This window comes from Klebsiella sp. X13 (assembly GCF_003323835.1).
In the GTDB taxonomy this organism is placed as follows: domain Bacteria; phylum Pseudomonadota; class Gammaproteobacteria; order Enterobacterales; family Enterobacteriaceae; genus Klebsiella; species Klebsiella ornithinolytica.
Genome location: NZ_CP030874.1, coordinates 5,372,098 through 5,388,873, shown reverse-complemented (window position 1 = coordinate 5,388,873; position 16,776 = coordinate 5,372,098). Strand labels below are relative to the sequence as shown.

Below are 16,776 nucleotides of genomic sequence, written 5' to 3'. Positions count from 1 at the left end.
AAAACAATATAAATCATAATGTTAATTATTTAAGTGACCGTAAGATTGCAGAAAAATTTTCTTTTTATGACACTTAAAATCGTAGTCGAAGATGACGGTTTGTCATAAACCCGCGCAGCAGCATTTTTCAGCAGAGCGCTGAAAAACGATCGCGGGAAATAAAAAAGGGCCGCCGGATGGCAGCCCTTTGTCTGATGCGTGTTGGCTTATTCTACGGTGACCGATTTTGCCAGGTTACGCGGCTGGTCAACGTCAGTGCCTTTAATCAGCGCAACGTGATAGGCCAGCAGCTGCAGTGGCACGGTGTAGAAGATCGGCGCAATGACCTCTTCAACATGCGGCATTTCAATAATGTGCATATTGTCGCTGCTGCTAAAACCCGCCTCGCCATCGGCGAAGACATACAGCTGGCCGCCACGCGCGCGAACTTCTTCAATGTTGGATTTCAGCTTCTCCAGCAATTCGTTATTCGGCGCCACGACGATCACCGGCATTTCGGCGTCAATCAGGGCCAGAGGGCCGTGCTTCAGCTCACCGGCCGCGTAGGCTTCCGCGTGGATATAAGAGATCTCTTTGAGCTTCAGCGCCCCTTCCAGCGCGATCGGATACTGATCGCCACGGCCAAGGAACAGCGCATGGTGCTTATCGGAGAAGTTCTCGGCCAGCGCCTCAATACGCTTATCCTGCGACAGCATCTGCTCAATACGGTTCGGCAACGCCTGCAGCCCATGAACGATATCATGCTCAACGGCGGCATCCAGACCTTTAAGGCGCGCCAGTTTTGCCACCAGCAGCAGCAATACGGTCAGCTGAGTGGTAAAGGCTTTGGTCGAGGCCACGCCGATCTCAGTGCCCGCTTTGGTCATCAGAGCCAAATCGGACTCGCGGACCAGAGAAGAACTCGCCACGTTACAAATAGCCAGCGATCCGAGGTAGCCCAGCTCTTTTGACAGACGCAGCGCGGCCAGCGTATCCGCGGTCTCACCGGACTGGGAAAGCGTGATCATCAGACTGTTGCGACGCACCGCCGATTTGCGATAGCGGAATTCAGAGGCGATTTCAACATCGCACGGCACGCCCGCCAGCGCTTCAAACCAGTAGCGAGAAACCATGCCGGAGTTATACGAAGTGCCACAGGCTACGATCTGGATATGTTCAACCTGAGACAGCATTTCGTTAGCATGCGTGCCCAGCTCGCTGAGATCCACTTCGCCATGGCTGATGCGCCCGGAGAGGGTGTTTTTGATCGCATTCGGCTGTTCGTAAATCTCTTTTTGCATGTAGTGGCGGTAAGTGCCTTTGTCGCCTGCGTCGTACTGCAGATTAGATTCGATCTCCTGACGTTTCACCTGCGCGCCTTTGGTATCGAATACGGTCACGTTGCGGCGAGTCACTTCCGCGATATCGCCTTCTTCCAGGAAGATAAAGCGACGGGTAACCGGCAGCAGAGCCAGCTGATCGGAGGCAATAAAGTTTTCCCCCATACCCAGACCGATAACCATCGGGCTACCGGAACGCGCTGCCAGCAGCGTGGACGGATCGCGGGAATCCATGATCACCGTACCGTAGGCACCGCGAAGCTGAGGAATGGCTCGCAGTACCGCTTCACGCAGCGTGCCGCCCTGCTCCAGCTCCCAGTGCACCAGGTGAGCAATCACTTCGGTGTCAGTTTCAGAGACGAAGGTGTAACCGCGCGCTTTCAGCTCTTCGCGCAGCGGCTCGTGGTTTTCGATGATGCCGTTATGGACCACCACAATGTGTTCAGAAACATGCGGATGCGCGTTACCTTCAGACGGCTCACCGTGCGTTGCCCAGCGGGTATGGGCAATCCCCGTACCACCGTGTAACGGGTGCTCTTCTACCGCCTGAGCCAGCATCTGGACTTTACCGAGACGACGAACGCGGGACATATGCCCTGCGTTATCAACCACTGCCAGACCGGCAGAGTCATATCCACGGTATTCCAGACGACGTAGACCTTCGAGAAGGATTTCAGCAATATCACGCTGCGCGACTGCGCCAACAATTCCACACATAGTTAAATTTCCTGATAATGGCGTTATGCCATGCGTTGTCGCTGACCTGTATTTGCCCGCGTTACGGGCGCCCCGAGCCTTGTAGAGAGTGGGGTTATTTTTATGGTACTGCCTGCGGACGGGGACCTATATTGATCCTCTCATCCTGGTTCGCCGGGCGGTTTCCCCCCGGCGATAAGCCAAAAATTACTTCTTCTTCACCGGACGCTGCCAGCCCTGTTTATGGACCTGCGGCACACGGCTTAAAACCAGTTCGTTGTCGGCGATATCGCGCGTGACCGTCGTACCGGCGGCAATCGTGACGCCTTTACCCACGGTCACCGGCGCCACCAGCTGAGTGTCGGAACCGACAAACACATCATCGCCGATAATGGTTTTGAATTTATTTGCGCCATCGTAGTTACAGGTAATGGTACCGGCGCCGATGTTCACGTTGTCGCCGATTTCCGCGTCGCCGAGGTAGGAGAGATGCCCTGCCTTCGAACCTTTACCCAGTCGCGCTTTTTTCATTTCTACGAAGTTGCCGACATGCGCACCTTCCAGCAGTTCGGCGCCTGGACGCAGACGTGCGAACGGCCCGATGGTGCAGGCGGCCTGCAGATGAGCATCTTCCACCACCGAGTACGGGCTGATCTCACAATCATCGCCAATGGTGCTGTTCTTGATCACGCAGCCGGCGCCGATCTTCACGCGCTCACCCAGAACCACGTTGCCTTCGAGGATAACGTTAGTATCAATCTCCACATCACGCCCATGTTTCAGGGTACCACGGAGATCAAAACGCGCAGGATCGCGCAGCATCACGCCCGCCAGCAGCAGTTTTTCCGCCTGCTCGGCTTGATAAACGCGCTCCAGACGCGACAGCTGCAGGCGGTTGTTTACCCCTTCAACTTCGCTTAAGCGCTGCGGATGAACGGCAACGATTTCACGCCCTTCCTGATACGCCATGGCGATAATATCGGTGATGTAGTATTCGCCCTGCACATTGTTGTTCGTCAGCTTCGCCAGCCAGCGTTTTAAATCCGCCCCACCAGCGATCAAAATACCGGTGTTAATTTCCTGAATCTGACGCTGCGCATCGCTGGCATCTTTATGCTCCACGATGCCGGTTACCTGACCGTTTTCACGCGTAATGCGACCATATCCGCTCGGATCGTCCAGCTTTACCGTCAGCAGGCCAATGCCGCCCTGCGGCTTCGCCGCGCGCAGGCGTTGTAGCGTATCAACGGAAATCAGCGGAACATCGCCGTACAGCATCATGATGTCTTCATCATCATGGAAGAACGGCGCCGCCTGTTGCATGGCATGGCCGGTACCGAGCTGTTCAGCTTGTAAGACCCAGTTAAGATTATCTTCATGCAGCGTCTGGCGCAGCAAATCGCCACCGTGCCCGTACACCAGATGTACGGCCGAAGCACCGAGATCTTTAGTCGCATCAATAACATGTTGCACCATTGGCTTCCCGGCCAGGGAGTGCAGCACCTTAGGAAGATCGGAATACATGCGGGTCCCTTTGCCTGCGGCAAGGATAACCACGCTCATCGCACTGTTTGACATACGCATCCTGACAACAATTAGAACGAAAAGTAAAAGCCTTTCACGTTGAAATATCTACATATTTTTCATCATGAAACGAGACGAGGATAAAACGCTCAGGCTCAACGATATACACCATTTTATGGTGCTATTTTTCACCGCTGTAAATGAGTTTATCTCCTGAAAAAGCGCATAAGGGAGATAAATCCCTGCTATCCCACTGCTTTTCCTGTTTTTTTGACACCTGAATAAAGCAAATCAATAAAATAAAACATAGTTTCAATATTCATTAATTGTGACACATCAAATAGAAACGCCATTTCATTATTATGATAATACTGCTCAATAATTACCCAGGAGACAAAAATGAATAAAAAAATACCTTTGGCATTAGCCCTTTGCAGCACAATTATCGCATTACCGCTGCAGGCTGACGAGCAGCATGTCTGGCGAGGCATCGCTTTTGGTCAATCAACTGACGTGAATTTTTCCTCCAACGTGCTGCCGGAAAAGATCGGCGTTAACGACGTAACGATAGCAGGCAAAAAACTGGCTCCGCAGGATACTGCCAACCTCCAGGCCCCCATCACCATTGAGAGCCGCGGCGGAAAAATAGCCAACTCGCACGACGGTTTGACCTTCTTTTATACCGAACTACCGGCCCGACAGAATTTCATCCTGCAGGCCACGGTGACGGTGGATCAATTTGGTCCAGAAAATGGCGCCCTTCCGGCTGCACAGGAGGGCGCCGGGCTGCTGGTACGCGATATCATCGGCCATCCGCGGCAGCAGCCTTTGGTGGTTGGCTACGAAGAGTTTCCGGCGGCATCCAATATGGTCATGAACGCGATTATGACCCAGGATAAAAAAGATCGCTCGCACGTCAAACTCCAGGCCATCACCCGGGAAGGGATCGCGCAACCGTGGGGAAACGCAGGTTCGACTATCAACCGGCTTAGTTATAAAGAGAATATCGATCTTAAACAGACACCGGACTTCCAGCTCAGACTCGAACGAACCAACGAAGGATTTGTAACATCATGGGCACCAGTCGGCAGCGATAAGTGGGTGAGCCAAAAAGTGCCTCATGCCGATCTGATCACCCAACAGGATAAAGATAGCTACTACGTTGGCTTTTTTGCCTCTCGTAACGCCAAAATCACCGTCAGCCATGCATCTCTGGTGACATCCCCGGCGAATACCGTTGCTTCACAGCCCTATGTTGCCAAAACCTGGCCGGTCGTGATGCAAATCGCCTCAGGCGCAGTAAGCCAGAGCGCAGATTACGTATTGCAGGCCCGGGCCAGTGGCGACGGTAACTTCACGGTTCGTCAGGATGAGGTGACGATTGGGATGAATAAAAAGGTCAAGGCCGGTGAGATGTTTACTCAAGCCGCGACGCTCAAAGAGAAAAGTACCTTTGAGATTGTTTTTACACCCACCAGCAGCCAAAAACCCATCACACAAAGCCTGACGGTTGAACGCAGCCACCGCGTTGAAGGGAGTACGCTACATGTCTCCCCTGAGGGGCTGTCTGACGCGAAAGGGACGCTTGATTCTCCGCTCGATCTCTCCACCGCGGTCGATTTGTTGCCTCCGGGCGGAAAGATTATCTTAGCCGCCGGGGATTATCCGCAAACGGTGATTCAGCTACAGGCCAGCGGGCTCAGAGAAAAGGTAAAAACGCTGCAGGCCGACGACAAGGCGGTTATTCATGGCCTGCTGCTGGATGCAAGCTACTGGCATATCAAGGGTATCTCAATAACAGACAAGAGCCTGCGCATACAGGGCAGCCATAACCTGATCGAGAACGTCACCGCCTACAAAAACGAGGATACCGGGATCCAGATCTCCTCCCCGGACAAAACCGATCGCCCGCTATGGGCCAGCTACAACCGGGTCGTGAACTCAGAATCCTACGGCAATGAGGATCCCGGTAAGATTAACGCCGATGGTTTCGCCGTAAAAATGCGGGTAGGGGAAGGTAATCGCCTGGAAGGCTGCTACTCACACGACAATATCGATGACGGATTCGACCTGTTTAACAAAATCGAAGACGGTGCCAATGGCGTTGTGGTGATCGAGAATTCAATTGCCCGCAATAACACCAGTAACGGTTTTAAACTCGGTGGGGAAGGGCAGCCGGTTGCCCACGAAATACGTAACAGCATTGCTATCGGTAACCATCTGGACGGGTTCACTGATAATTTCAATCCCGGCAAGCTGGTGGTGGTCAATAACGTCGCGGTAGATAACCAGCGCTTTAACTATCTCTTCCGCCCCAGCCCATACGGTAAGCCAGAGACTCAAGGCAACTTCAGCGACAATCTGTCGCTGCGCAGCCAGCCCGGAAAATATGATGATGCCGTTGTCGGGAATATTGAAGATAACAACTACTTTATTCGCGGGGGAAAAAGCGTCAATGCAGAGGGGAAAACCATTCTGAGCACCGATTATCAAACCCTGGCGCTACCGGATCCGCTGCTGCGTCATGCCGATGGCAGTTTTGCTACCGGAGACTTTCTCAACCGTAGATAGCAATATCCGGCTGAGAAAAACACAAAGGCCGCCCTCGGGCGACCTTTTTTGTTCTGCTTCGCACCGCAGGTGTTGTCGTTTTCGTTAGCGGTACAGCGCAAATGCAGAGAGGCTGGCGACTTAGTGATTGAAGGTACCGAAAGTGACGTTCATAGCACTGAAGAAAGCGATGATTTTGTTAAGCAGTTTCATGATGACTTCCTGGATAAAGAATGTGTTCTGGTAAATTTGTTTTGTGATTTACATCACAAAAACAAGTCTACGCTTCATTTTTTAACCGATCAACAAAAATGAGACGCTCATCACAAAAAATTAAAATGCCATTTTAGTTTTGATAAATTTGAAACGAAGCCATAAAAAAAGCCAGCCTGGAAACCAGACTGGCTTTTTAACTTTCAAGCCGGTGTTACATCGCTTTTTTGGTCAACTCGATAACGCGCAGTTTGGCGATCGCTTTGGCCAGTTCCGCGGACGCCTGAGCGTAATCCACGTCGCCGTGAGAGCTGTTAATGTGCTCTTCCGCTTTACGCTTCGATTCCAGGGCTCGCGCTTCGTCGAGATCCTGGCCACGAATTGCCGTATCAGCCAGAACGGTCACGCTACCAGGCTGCACTTCAAGAATGCCGCCAGACAGATAGATAAACTCTTCATGACCGTGCTGTTTAACGATGCGAATCATACCAGGCTTAATGGCGGTGAGCAGCGGTGCGTGACCCGGGTAAATACCCAGTTCACCTTCACTACCCGTTACCTGGATTTTCTCGACCAGACCGGAGAACATTTGCTGCTCCGCGCTGACGACGTCCAGGTGGTAAGTCATTGCCATATCACCCTCCGATTAAGGCGTTAAAGTTTTTTGGCTTTTTCCACGGCTTCGTCGATAGAACCGACCATGTAGAACGCCTGCTCTGGCAGGTGATCGTATTCGCCTTCCATGATGCCTTTAAAGCCACGGATGGTGTCTTTCAGGGAGACGTACTTGCCCGGAGAACCGGTAAATACTTCTGCCACGAAGAACGGCTGGGACAGGAAGCGCTGAATCTTACGTGCGCGAGCTACCACCAGTTTGTCTTCTTCAGACAGTTCATCCATACCGAGGATGGCGATGATGTCTTTCAGTTCCTGATAACGTTGCAGCAGGGACTGTACGCCACGTGCGGTGTCGTAGTGCTCCTGACCCACAACCAGCGGATCCAGCTGACGGCTGGTGGAGTCCAGCGGGTCAACGGCCGGGTAGATACCCAGAGACGCGATCTGACGGCTCAGTACCACGGTTGCATCAAGGTGAGCAAAGGTGGTGGCTGGTGACGGGTCAGTCAAGTCATCCGCAGGGACGTATACGGCCTGTACGGAAGTGATAGAACCGGTTTTGGTGGAGGTGATACGTTCCTGCAGAACACCCATCTCTTCCGCCAGGGTCGGCTGATAACCTACCGCTGAAGGCATACGACCCAGCAGTGCGGATACTTCAGTACCGGCCAGGGTATAACGATAGATGTTATCGACGAACAGCAGAACGTCACGACCTTCGTCACGGAATTTCTCAGCCATGGTCAGGCCGGTCAGAGCAACGCGCAGACGGTTTCCCGGCGGCTCGTTCATCTGGCCATAAACCAGGGATACTTTATCCAGAACGTTGGAGTCGGTCATTTCGTGGTAGAAGTCGTTACCCTCACGAGTACGTTCACCTACGCCCGCAAACACGGAGTAACCGGAGTGCTCGATCGCGATGTTACGGATCAGCTCCATCATGTTTACGGTTTTACCTACACCCGCACCACCGAACAGACCAACTTTACCGCCCTTAGCGAACGGACACATCAGGTCGATAACTTTGATGCCGGTTTCCAGCAGTTCCTGAGAGCTGGACAGCTCTTCATAGGACGGAGCTGCACGGTGAATAGCCCAACGCTCTTCTTCGCCGATGTCGCCTTTCATATCGATCGGCTGACCCAGCACGTTCATGATACGACCCAGCGTTGCTTTACCAACCGGGACTTCGATCGGGTGCTCAAGGTCTTTAACTTCCAGACCACGACGCAGACCGTCGGAAGAACCCATGGCGATAGCACGTACGATACCACCGCCGAGCTGCTGCTGAACTTCCAGCACCAGGCTCTCATTACCATTCTGTACCTCAAGAGCATCGTACACGCGCGGTACGGCATCCTGAGGGAATTCGACGTCAACCACGGCGCCGATTACCTGGACAATTTTTCCAGTAGCCATCTTGAATCCTCTACGAATTAACCTGGTTATACCGCGGATGCACCACCGACGATCTCGGTGAGTTCCTGAGTAATGCTGGCCTGACGAGCTTTGTTGTATACCAACTGCAGCTCTTTAATCAGGCTGCCGCCATTATCGGTTGCGGCTTTCATCGCCACCATACGTGCGGCCTGCTCGCTGGCCAGGTTTTCTACCACGCCCTGATAAACCTGGGACTCGACATAACGACGCAGGAGGGTATCCAGCAGCGCTTTCGGGTCTGGCTCATACAGATAATCCCAGGATTTACGCTTCAGCTCAGCATCTTCTGATGCCGGTAACGGCAGCAGCTGAGTGATGGTCGGAGTCTGGGACATGGTATTAATAAATTTGTTGCTGACAACGTACAGCTTGTCCAGACGGCCTTCATCATAGGCCTGCAACATCACTTTTACCGGGCCGATCAGTTCGGACAGCGATGGGTTATCCCCCATGCCAGTCACCTGGGCGACAATATTGCCACCGACGGAACTAAAGAAAGATACGCCTTTAGAGCCGATCATTGCGATGTCGCACTGAACGCCTTTATCGGACCATACTTTCATATCTGCCAGCACTTTCTTGAACAGGTTAATGTTCAAGCCGCCGCACAGACCACGGTCGGTCGACACCACCAGGTAGCCCACGCGTTTAACGTCGCGTTCTTCCAGGTACGGGTGCTTATATTCCAGATTACCGTTTGCAAGGTGACCAATCACTTTGCGCATAGTATCTGCATAAGGACGGCTGGCCGCCATGCGCTCCTGCGATTTACGCATTTTGGAAGCGGCGACCATTTCCATCGCTTTAGTGATCTTTTGCGTGTTCTGGACGCTTGCGATCTTACTACGTATCTCTTTTGCGCCGGCCATGAACTTCTCCTCAATGCCTTGCGGCCTGCCCTAAGGCAAGCCGCCAGACTTTACCAGGACTGGGTTGCTTTAAAGGAGTCGAGGATGCTTTTCAGCTTGCCTTCGATCTCGTCGTTATAGCCACCGGTCTGGTTAATCTCTTGCATCAGCGGAGCGTGGTCACGGTCAACGTAAGCCAGCAGAGCGGCTTCGAAGCTACCGATTTTCGCCAGTTCCACATCTTCGAGGTAACCGCGTTCAGCAGCAAACAGGACCAGACCCTGCTGTGCTACAGACATAGGTGCATACTGTTTCTGTTTCAGCAGCTCGGTTACTTTCTGACCATGGCTCAGCTGTTTACGGGTTGCTTCATCCAGATCGGATGCGAACTGAGAGAACGCAGCCAGTTCACGATACTGTGCCAGCGCGGTACGGATACCACCGGACAGTTTCTTGATGATCTTGGTCTGAGCAGCACCACCCACACGGGATACGGAGATACCCGGGTTAACCGCAGGACGAATACCGGAGTTAAACAGGTTGGTTTCCAGGAAGATCTGACCATCGGTAATGGAGATTACGTTGGTCGGAACGAACGCAGAAACGTCACCCGCCTGGGTTTCGATAATCGGCAGTGCGGTCAGGGAGCCGGTTTTACCTTTAACTTCACCTTTGGTGAATTTCTCAACGTATTCCGCGTTAACGCGGGATGCGCGCTCCAGCAGACGGGAGTGGAGGTAGAACACGTCGCCCGGGAATGCTTCACGTCCTGGCGGACGACGGAGCAGCAGGGAAACCTGACGGTAAGCAACAGCCTGTTTAGACAGGTCATCGTAAACGATCAGCGCATCTTCGCCGCGATCGCGGAAGTATTCGCCCATTGCGCAACCGGCATACGGTGCCAGGTATTGCAGTGCAGCAGATTCAGAAGCGGTCGCCACAACAACGATAGTGTTGGACAGCGCGCCGTGCTCTTCCAGTTTACGTACCACGTTAGAAATGGTGGACGCTTTCTGGCCGATAGCAACGTAGACGCACTTGATACCGGAATCACGTTGGTTGATGATCGCATCGATTGCCATCGCGGTTTTACCGGTCTGACGGTCACCGATGATCAGCTCACGCTGGCCACGGCCGATTGGAATCATGGCATCGACGGATTTATAACCGGTTTGTACCGGCTGATCGACGGACTGACGTTCGATAACGCCCGGAGCGATAACTTCGATTGGCGAGAAGCCATCGTGCTCAACCGGACCTTTACCGTCGATAGGTGCACCCAGGGTGTTCACCACGCGACCCAGCAGGCCACGGCCAACCGGAACTTCAAGGATACGGCCAGTACATTTAACCTTCATGCCTTCGGCGAGGTCAGCGTACGGACCCATGACTACTGCACCTACGGAGTCGCGCTCCAGGTTCAGTGCGATAGCGTAACGGTTACCCGGCAGGGAAATCATCTCACCCTGCATACAATCGGCCAGGCCGTGGATGCGGATAACACCGTCACTGACGGAAACAATAGTACCTTCGTTGTGAGCTTCGCTCACCACATTGAACTGAGCAATGCGCTGCTTGATCAGTTCGCTGATTTCGGTGGAATTCAGTTGCATGCTCCAGTCCCCTTAAGACTGCAAGACGTCTGCAAGGCGATCAAGACGGCCGCGTACGCTACCATCAATGACCATATCACCCGCACGGATGATAACACCTGCCATAACAGACTTATCGATTTTGCAATTCAGCTTAACTTTGCGTGACAGACGTTTTTCCATCGCGCCGACGATCTTCTCAAGCTGTGCTTCACTCAACTGGGAGGCAGAAATAACATCTACCTCTGCGGTTGCCTCACTGGCAGCGCGCAGGTGAATAAATTGCTCAAGAACATCCGGGAGCACTTGCAGACGACCATTTTCAGCCATAACCCGAATCAGGTTCTGGCCATTTTCGTCCAGTTGCTCACCGCATACCGCAATGAACGCGTCAGAGAGCGTTTCCGGCGCCAGAGCACCGGACAGAAGCTCTGCCATTTGTTCGTTTTTGGTCACTTCAGCGGCAAACGCCAGCATATCCTGCCAGCGTTCAACACTTTTGTGTTCGACGGCAAAGTCAAAAGCTGCTTTGGCGTAGGGGCGAGCTACCGTTACAAATTCAGACATCAGCCCCTCCCTCCTTACAGTTCAGCGACAAGTTTGTCCACGATGTCGCTGTTAGCAGCTTCATCCACGGAACGTTCGATGATCTTCTCGGCGCCAGCAACAGCCAGGATTGCGACCTGCTTACGCAGCTCCTCGCGAGCACGTTTACGTTCGGCATCGATTTCAGCCTGCGCCTGTGCGACGATTTTGGTGCGTTCCTGTTCTGCTTCAGCTTTAGCTTCGTCCAGCATCTGAGAGCGACGCTTGTTCGCCTGCTCGATGATGACCTGAGCTTCCGCTTTCGCTTTTTTCAGCTGGTCGGTCGCGTTGGCCTGTGCAAGGTCCAAATCTTTCTTAGCGCGTTCTGCAGAAGCCAAACCGTCAGAAATCTCTTTCTGACGTTTTTCGATGGCAGCCATTAACGGCGGCCATACGTACTTCATGCAGAACCATACGAAAAGAACAAACGCGATGGCCTGGCCGAGGATTGTTGCGTTCATGTTCACAGCACAATACCTCTTAAATTAACTCTGTGGCTTAGGTTTCTTTCGAACAACTTACTACGCGACAGCAAACATCACGTACAGACCCAGACCTACAGCGATCATCGGGATAGCATCCACCAGACCCATAACGATAAAGAACTGAGTACGCAGCAGAGGAATCAGATCCGGTTGACGCGCTGCGCCTTCCAGGAATTTGCCCCCGAGGATGCCGATACCGATCGCAGCACCGATCGCCGCCAGACCCATCATCACAGCGGCAGCCATGTACAGCAGATCCATATTCAGGTTTTCCATGACAGTCTCCAGTTTGTTTCAGTAAAAACGTAGTATGTTGGTAAAAATCAATGCTCTTCAGATGCCATCGACAGATAGACGATCGTCAGAACCATGAAGATGAAGGCTTGCAGCGTAATAATCAGGATGTGGAAAATGGCCCATGGCACATTCAGAACCCACTGTGACCACCACGGCAGCAGACCAGCAATCAGAATGAAAATCAGCTCACCGGCATACATGTTGCCGAACAGTCGCAGACCAAGTGAAACCGGTTTGGACAGCAGGCTTACCCCTTCAAGGATTAAGTTGACAGGAATGAACGCCCAGTGATTGAACGGCTGCAGCGTCAGTTCTTTAACGAACCCACCCACGCCTTTCATTTTGATGCTGTAGAAAAGAATCAGGATAAACACGCCAAGCGCCATCGACAGGGTGATGTTCACGTCAGCAGACGGAACCACGCGCAGTGCAGGCAGGCCGAAAATGTGTTCGCCGATATACGGAATCAGGTCGATTGGCAGCAGGTCCATCAGGTTCATCAGGAATACCCAGACGAACACGGTGAGGGCCAGCGGAGCAATCAGCTTGCTCTTGCCATGATACATGTCTTTGACGCTGCCATGGACGAAGCCAATGGTCATCTCGATAGCCGTCTGGAGTTTACCAGGAACACCGCTGGTCGCTTTTTTCGCAACGCTACGGAAAATGGTAAGGAACAACAGACCGAGCACCACTGAGAAGAACATGGAGTCAATGTTGAGCGTCCAGAAGGTGGCCGGGGGGTTGTGCGGATCCACCAGCGAGAAAGTACGCAGGTCCAGCTGAAGGTTGTTCAGATGGTGGCCTATGTATTCCTGCGGCGTCATATTTTCTGCAGCCATGATGCCTTTTACCCTTTGTTGTTAATTACAGCTGGTGCCAGAATTTGTACCACCAGCACCAAAACCCACGTCACTATCAGCGGCATGAATACCACTTTGAATACGGCCAGCGCCACCGCGAGGAGGGCAAAGGTCAGCAACACCTTGAAAGCTTCGCCGAAGGCGAAGGTCCAGGCCACTCGGCCTTTAGATGGTGTATGCGCCTGATGACGCCAGGCAAAAATCATAAACAACATGTTTGGCAAAACAACCGCCAAACCTCCGCATACTGCGGAGACGCCCCAGAAGGGGTCTTTTAGGCTGAACAGCAGTCCACTTGCTATTACTGCCAGTAACTGAATAAACAGAAGCTTACGAGCAACGTTTCGACTCAAGAGCGACACAGACATCACGTTTTTACTCCTGCTCCCTTCGAGGTATGTCGCGTGTCGTATAAAACGTCCTTTAAGACGAAGAGTCAAGCATCAAAAAGCGGACAAATTATACGGTGACGCCCCGTGATTTCAAACAATAAGTAGCAAAATAGTGAATAAATGTTTAATTATTTTCCAGCAGGCAACTTTTCCTGCATTTTGCCAATCTGTGAGCCGTCATACGAAACTGCAAATACTGAGAAAACACAGAGATTAAAGCGTGCACCAGATCACATATTAAACATTTTAGAGTAAAGCGAATTAATTCCGCTCATAAATTGTCTGTTTTCATCTTTTTGATATTAAAGATAAAAAATGAGCAGTTTTTATAAAACAACCGCGCATACAATGAAAACCTTTTATTGACATTTATAATAAATATTTAACATCTGTATGCCCTGTCAGTTACTCGATTTTTAGCGTACTGATATTTTCAATGTTGACTATTTTATGGGTTAACCAACCGTTAAAGTTAACTTCGAGATAACCCATAGTAAAAACATGGTTAAAACACGCCGGGAATAGCTCGCAGTGACATTTATTTTTGTAACATGCGGCGGTCTCATTTTTTTCACATTTTTTGATAAAAACTAAATCATTTTTGGCTTAATAACCACCAGGTGACGCTCCCCTTCCAGCTCAGGAACATGCAGCCTGATGATCTCGCTGACGGTGTATCCTTCGGGAAGATTTGCCATTTCATCTTCCTGGGCCACCCCTTTCAACGCATAGAAGCAGCCGGTTTCCGACGGCAGATGATGACACCAGCTGACCATGTCATTCAACGAGGCAAATGCGCGGCTGATGACGCCATCGAACGGCGGCTCAGCGGGGAAATCTTCCACGCGGCTCTGAACCGGGGCGATATTCTCCAGTTTTAACTCATGCTGGACCTGACGAAGAAAACGCACGCGCTTACCGAGGCTGTCCAGCAGCGTGAAATGTGCTTGCGGGAGAACTATCGCCAGCGGGATTCCCGGTAGTCCAGGCCCTGTTCCGACATCGATAAAACGCGTTCCCTGCAGGTACGGCGCAACAACAATGCTATCGAGTATATGGCGAATCAGCATCTCATTCGGATCGCGAACGGAAGTCAGATTGTAGGCTTTGTTCCACTTATCCAGCATGCCAACGTAGGCCACCAGCTGGTTTTTCTGGTGATCGGTGAGCGAAATACCGGCTTCAGCCAGCAGACGAGAGAGTTTGTTGAGCACGTTCAGTACCTGTCCAGAAATAATGAGCCCGGAGGCGATGACGCTTACCGGGCCGGTGAATCAAAAAGGGCGGAGAAGCAGCCTGCTATCCGCAATTCCGCCTGTCAGGGCAATCAGGCGCTACGGCGCAGCATCCCCTGCTTTTTCAGCCAGACCAGCAAAATAGAGATCGCCGCTGGCGTGATGCCGGAAATACGCGAAGCCTGACCGATTGAAGACGGTTTGTGATCGTTGAGCTTGGCAATCACCTCATTCGACAACCCGATCACCTGACGATAATCAAGCGTTGCCGGCAGGATCGTATTCTCATTACGCTGCTGTCTTTCGATCTCTTCCTGCTGACGAGCAATATACCCTTCGTACTTCACCTGGATTTCGACCTGTTCTGCGGCCTGCACATCTTCGAGGCCCGGCGCGAACGGCGACAGCTGAACCAGCTGCTCATAGGTCATTTCCGGACGACGGAGTAAATCTTCTCCACTCGCTTCGCGAGAAAGTGGTGCAGTCAGGTGAGCATTCACTTCTTCCGCACTGTCCGCCGCCGGATAAACCCAGGTGGATTTCAGACGCTGACGCTCCAGCTCAATGCTTTCCAGCTTCTCGTTGAAACGCGCCCAGCGTTCATCATCGACCAGACCCAGTTCACGCCCCTGTTCCGTCAGACGCAGATCGGCGTTATCTTCGCGCAGCATCAGACGATATTCGGCGCGTGAAGTAAACATCCGGTACGGTTCTTTGGTCCCCAGAGTACACAGATCGTCGACCAGCACGCCGAGGTAGGCTTCCGAACGCGCCGGTGCCCATCCCTCTTTTTCCGCAGAGAAACGACCGGCGTTCAGACCGGCAAGCAGCCCCTGGGCGGCAGCTTCTTCGTAACCCGTGGTGCCGTTAATCTGTCCGGCAAAGAACAGACCGTGGATATATTTACTTTCCAGCGTCGGCTTCAGATCGCGCGGGTCGAAAAAGTCGTACTCAATAGCGTAGCCTGGACGAACGATTCTGGCGTTCTCCATGCCTTGCATAGAGCGAACAATTTGCATTTGTACGTCAAACGGCAGGCTGGTGGAGATACCGTTTGGATAAATTTCGTTGGATGTCAGCCCTTCTGGCTCGAGGAAGATCTGATGCTGGTTACGGTCGGCAAAACGCATCACTTTATCTTCGATCGACGGGCAATAACGCGGTCCGATCCCTTCAATCACCCCGGCATACATTGGGCTACGATCGAGGTTATTACGGATCACGTCGTGGGTTTTCTCGTTGGTATACGTGATATAGCACGGTACCTGCTGCGGATGCTGAGACACGTTGCCCATGAACGAGAAGACCGGCATGGGGTTATCACCATGCTGCGGCGCCAGAACGCTAAAATCGATGGTACGGGCGTCAATACGCGGCGGCGTACCGGTTTTCAGGCGGCTGACGCGTAGCGGCAGCTCACGTAAGCGGCGAGAAAGGGGGATGGACGGCGGATCGCCTGCGCGACCACCGCTGTAATTATCCAGTCCGATATGGATCTTGCCGTCAAGGAAGGTGCCGACGGTCAGGACCACCGCTTTGGCGCGGAATTTCAGACCCATTTGGGTAACGGCACCGACAACCCGATCGTTTTCAACAATCAGATCCTCAACCGCCTGCTGGAAGATCATCAGGTTGGGCTGGTTTTCCAGCGCAGTGCGCACCGCCTGACGATAGAGCACGCGGTCTGCCTGAGCGCGTGTCGCCCGTACCGCCGGGCCTTTGCTGGCGTTTAGTATCCTAAACTGAATGCCTGCCTGGTCGATCGCTTTCGCCATCAGTCCGCCAAGCGCATCCACTTCTTTTACCAGGTGTCCTTTCCCAATGCCGCCAATCGCCGGGTTGCAGCTCATCTGCCCCAACGTGTCGATATTGTGTGTCAAAAGCAGGGTCTGCTGACCCATTCGCGCTGCGGCCATCGCGGCCTCAGTGCCTGCATGACCCCCGCCAATGATGATGACGTCAAAAGGATCCTGATAAAACATGGTGGTATGCCTCGCATAAAGCGGTTTGAAAATGGATTGAAGCCCGGGCCGTGGATTCTACTCAACTTTAGTCGATCGAGAAAGCTCCGGGATCTTGAGTATTAAAAAGAAGATCTTTTATTTAGAGATCTGTTTTA

Annotated in this window: 14 protein-coding genes; 1 reads left to right on the top strand and 13 read right to left on the bottom strand. The window is 52.4% G+C overall.

The annotated features are described in order from the left end of the window. Positions 1-206 precede the first annotated feature (206 nt). Entirely contained in the window at positions 207-2,036 is a 1,830-nt protein-coding gene (gene glmS, locus DSD31_RS25740) for a glutamine--fructose-6-phosphate transaminase (isomerizing) (RefSeq protein ID WP_004869213.1), read from the bottom strand. Between the two features lie 186 nt (positions 2,037-2,222). After that, entirely contained in the window at positions 2,223-3,593 is a 1,371-nt protein-coding gene (glmU, locus tag DSD31_RS25735; RefSeq protein WP_004869214.1) for a bifunctional UDP-N-acetylglucosamine diphosphorylase/glucosamine-1-phosphate N-acetyltransferase GlmU, read from the bottom strand. Positions 3,594-3,938: 345 nt separating this feature from the next. Here glmU and DSD31_RS25725 point away from each other — a divergent pair, with 345 nt between their 5' ends. Continuing rightward, a complete protein-coding gene (locus DSD31_RS25725; RefSeq protein ID WP_113991373.1) occupies positions 3,939-6,110 on the top strand; it encodes a right-handed parallel beta-helix repeat-containing protein in 2,172 nt (723 codons plus the stop codon). A 406-nt stretch (positions 6,111-6,516) separates the two neighbouring features. Here DSD31_RS25725 and DSD31_RS25720 read toward each other — a convergent pair whose 3' ends face one another. The 11 genes from DSD31_RS25720 to mnmG all read right to left on the bottom strand — a co-directional run bounded on the left by DSD31_RS25720 (position 6,517) and on the right by mnmG (position 16,639). Further along, on the bottom strand, positions 6,517-6,936 hold the full coding sequence (locus tag DSD31_RS25720; RefSeq protein ID WP_004869216.1) for a F0F1 ATP synthase subunit epsilon: 420 nt from the start codon (positions 6,934-6,936) through the stop codon (positions 6,517-6,519). A gap of 20 nt (positions 6,937-6,956) precedes the next feature. After that, positions 6,957-8,339, bottom strand: a complete 1,383-nt coding sequence (gene atpD, locus DSD31_RS25715) for a F0F1 ATP synthase subunit beta (RefSeq protein ID WP_004869217.1) — start codon at positions 8,337-8,339, stop codon at positions 6,957-6,959. Positions 8,340-8,365: 26 nt separating this feature from the next. Continuing rightward, complete coding sequence (atpG, locus tag DSD31_RS25710) at positions 8,366-9,229, bottom strand: F0F1 ATP synthase subunit gamma (RefSeq protein ID WP_004869218.1); 864 nt, start codon at positions 9,227-9,229, stop codon at positions 8,366-8,368. Positions 9,230-9,279: 50 nt separating this feature from the next. Next, the gene (gene atpA / locus DSD31_RS25705; RefSeq protein WP_004869219.1) at positions 9,280-10,821 is read right to left on the bottom strand and encodes a F0F1 ATP synthase subunit alpha; all 1,542 of its coding nucleotides are present in this window, start codon (positions 10,819-10,821) and stop codon (positions 9,280-9,282) included. A gap of 12 nt (positions 10,822-10,833) precedes the next feature. Continuing rightward, positions 10,834-11,367 carry a F0F1 ATP synthase subunit delta gene (gene atpH / locus DSD31_RS25700; protein ID WP_004869220.1) on the bottom strand — a complete coding sequence of 178 codons (534 nt, stop codon included), beginning with the start codon at positions 11,365-11,367 and terminating at the stop codon, positions 10,834-10,836. Between the two features lie 14 nt (positions 11,368-11,381). Next, positions 11,382-11,852 carry a F0F1 ATP synthase subunit B gene (gene atpF / locus DSD31_RS25695; RefSeq protein ID WP_004869221.1) on the bottom strand — a complete coding sequence of 157 codons (471 nt, stop codon included), beginning with the start codon at positions 11,850-11,852 and terminating at the stop codon, positions 11,382-11,384. 54 nt (positions 11,853-11,906) lie between these two features. Then, entirely contained in the window at positions 11,907-12,146 is a 240-nt protein-coding gene (gene atpE / locus DSD31_RS25690) for a F0F1 ATP synthase subunit C (protein WP_000429386.1), read from the bottom strand. A 47-nt stretch (positions 12,147-12,193) separates the two neighbouring features. Beyond that, positions 12,194-13,009 (bottom strand): F0F1 ATP synthase subunit A, encoded by an 816-nt coding sequence (gene atpB, locus DSD31_RS25685; protein ID WP_004869223.1) that lies wholly within the window; start codon positions 13,007-13,009, stop codon positions 12,194-12,196. Positions 13,010-13,017: 8 nt separating this feature from the next. Next, positions 13,018-13,398 carry a F0F1 ATP synthase subunit I gene (atpI, locus tag DSD31_RS25680; RefSeq protein ID WP_004869225.1) on the bottom strand — a complete coding sequence of 127 codons (381 nt, stop codon included), beginning with the start codon at positions 13,396-13,398 and terminating at the stop codon, positions 13,018-13,020. 614 nt (positions 13,399-14,012) lie between these two features. Then, entirely contained in the window at positions 14,013-14,636 is a 624-nt protein-coding gene (rsmG, locus tag DSD31_RS25675) for a 16S rRNA (guanine(527)-N(7))-methyltransferase RsmG (RefSeq protein ID WP_004869227.1), read from the bottom strand. Between the two features lie 113 nt (positions 14,637-14,749). Further along, the gene (gene mnmG / locus DSD31_RS25670) at positions 14,750-16,639 is read right to left on the bottom strand and encodes a tRNA uridine-5-carboxymethylaminomethyl(34) synthesis enzyme MnmG (protein ID WP_004869229.1); all 1,890 of its coding nucleotides are present in this window, start codon (positions 16,637-16,639) and stop codon (positions 14,750-14,752) included. Between the last annotated feature and the right edge of the window lie 137 nt (positions 16,640-16,776).

Bases quoted from the DNA above. Each gene is read 5' to 3' on its own strand.
- glmS (WP_004869213.1), bottom strand. From the start codon at position 2,036: ATGTGTGGAATTGTTGGCGCAGTCGCGCAGCGTGATATTGCTGAAATC.
- glmU (WP_004869214.1), bottom strand. From the start codon at position 3,593: ATGTCAAACAGTGCGATGAGCGTGGTTATCCTTGCCGCAGGCAAAGGG.
- DSD31_RS25725 (WP_113991373.1), top strand. From the start codon at position 3,939: ATGAATAAAAAAATACCTTTGGCATTAGCCCTTTGCAGCACAATTATC.
- DSD31_RS25720 (WP_004869216.1), bottom strand. From the start codon at position 6,936: ATGGCAATGACTTACCACCTGGACGTCGTCAGCGCGGAGCAGCAAATG.
- atpD (WP_004869217.1), bottom strand. From the start codon at position 8,339: ATGGCTACTGGAAAAATTGTCCAGGTAATCGGCGCCGTGGTTGACGTC.
- atpG (WP_004869218.1), bottom strand. From the start codon at position 9,229: ATGGCCGGCGCAAAAGAGATACGTAGTAAGATCGCAAGCGTCCAGAAC.
- atpA (WP_004869219.1), bottom strand. From the start codon at position 10,821: ATGCAACTGAATTCCACCGAAATCAGCGAACTGATCAAGCAGCGCATT.
- atpH (WP_004869220.1), bottom strand. From the start codon at position 11,367: ATGTCTGAATTTGTAACGGTAGCTCGCCCCTACGCCAAAGCAGCTTTT.
- atpE (WP_000429386.1), bottom strand. From the start codon at position 12,146: ATGGAAAACCTGAATATGGATCTGCTGTACATGGCTGCCGCTGTGATG.
- atpB (WP_004869223.1), bottom strand. From the start codon at position 13,009: ATGGCTGCAGAAAATATGACGCCGCAGGAATACATAGGCCACCATCTG.
- atpI (WP_004869225.1), bottom strand. From the start codon at position 13,398: ATGTCTGTGTCGCTCTTGAGTCGAAACGTTGCTCGTAAGCTTCTGTTT.
- mnmG (WP_004869229.1), bottom strand. From the start codon at position 16,639: ATGTTTTATCAGGATCCTTTTGACGTCATCATCATTGGCGGGGGTCAT.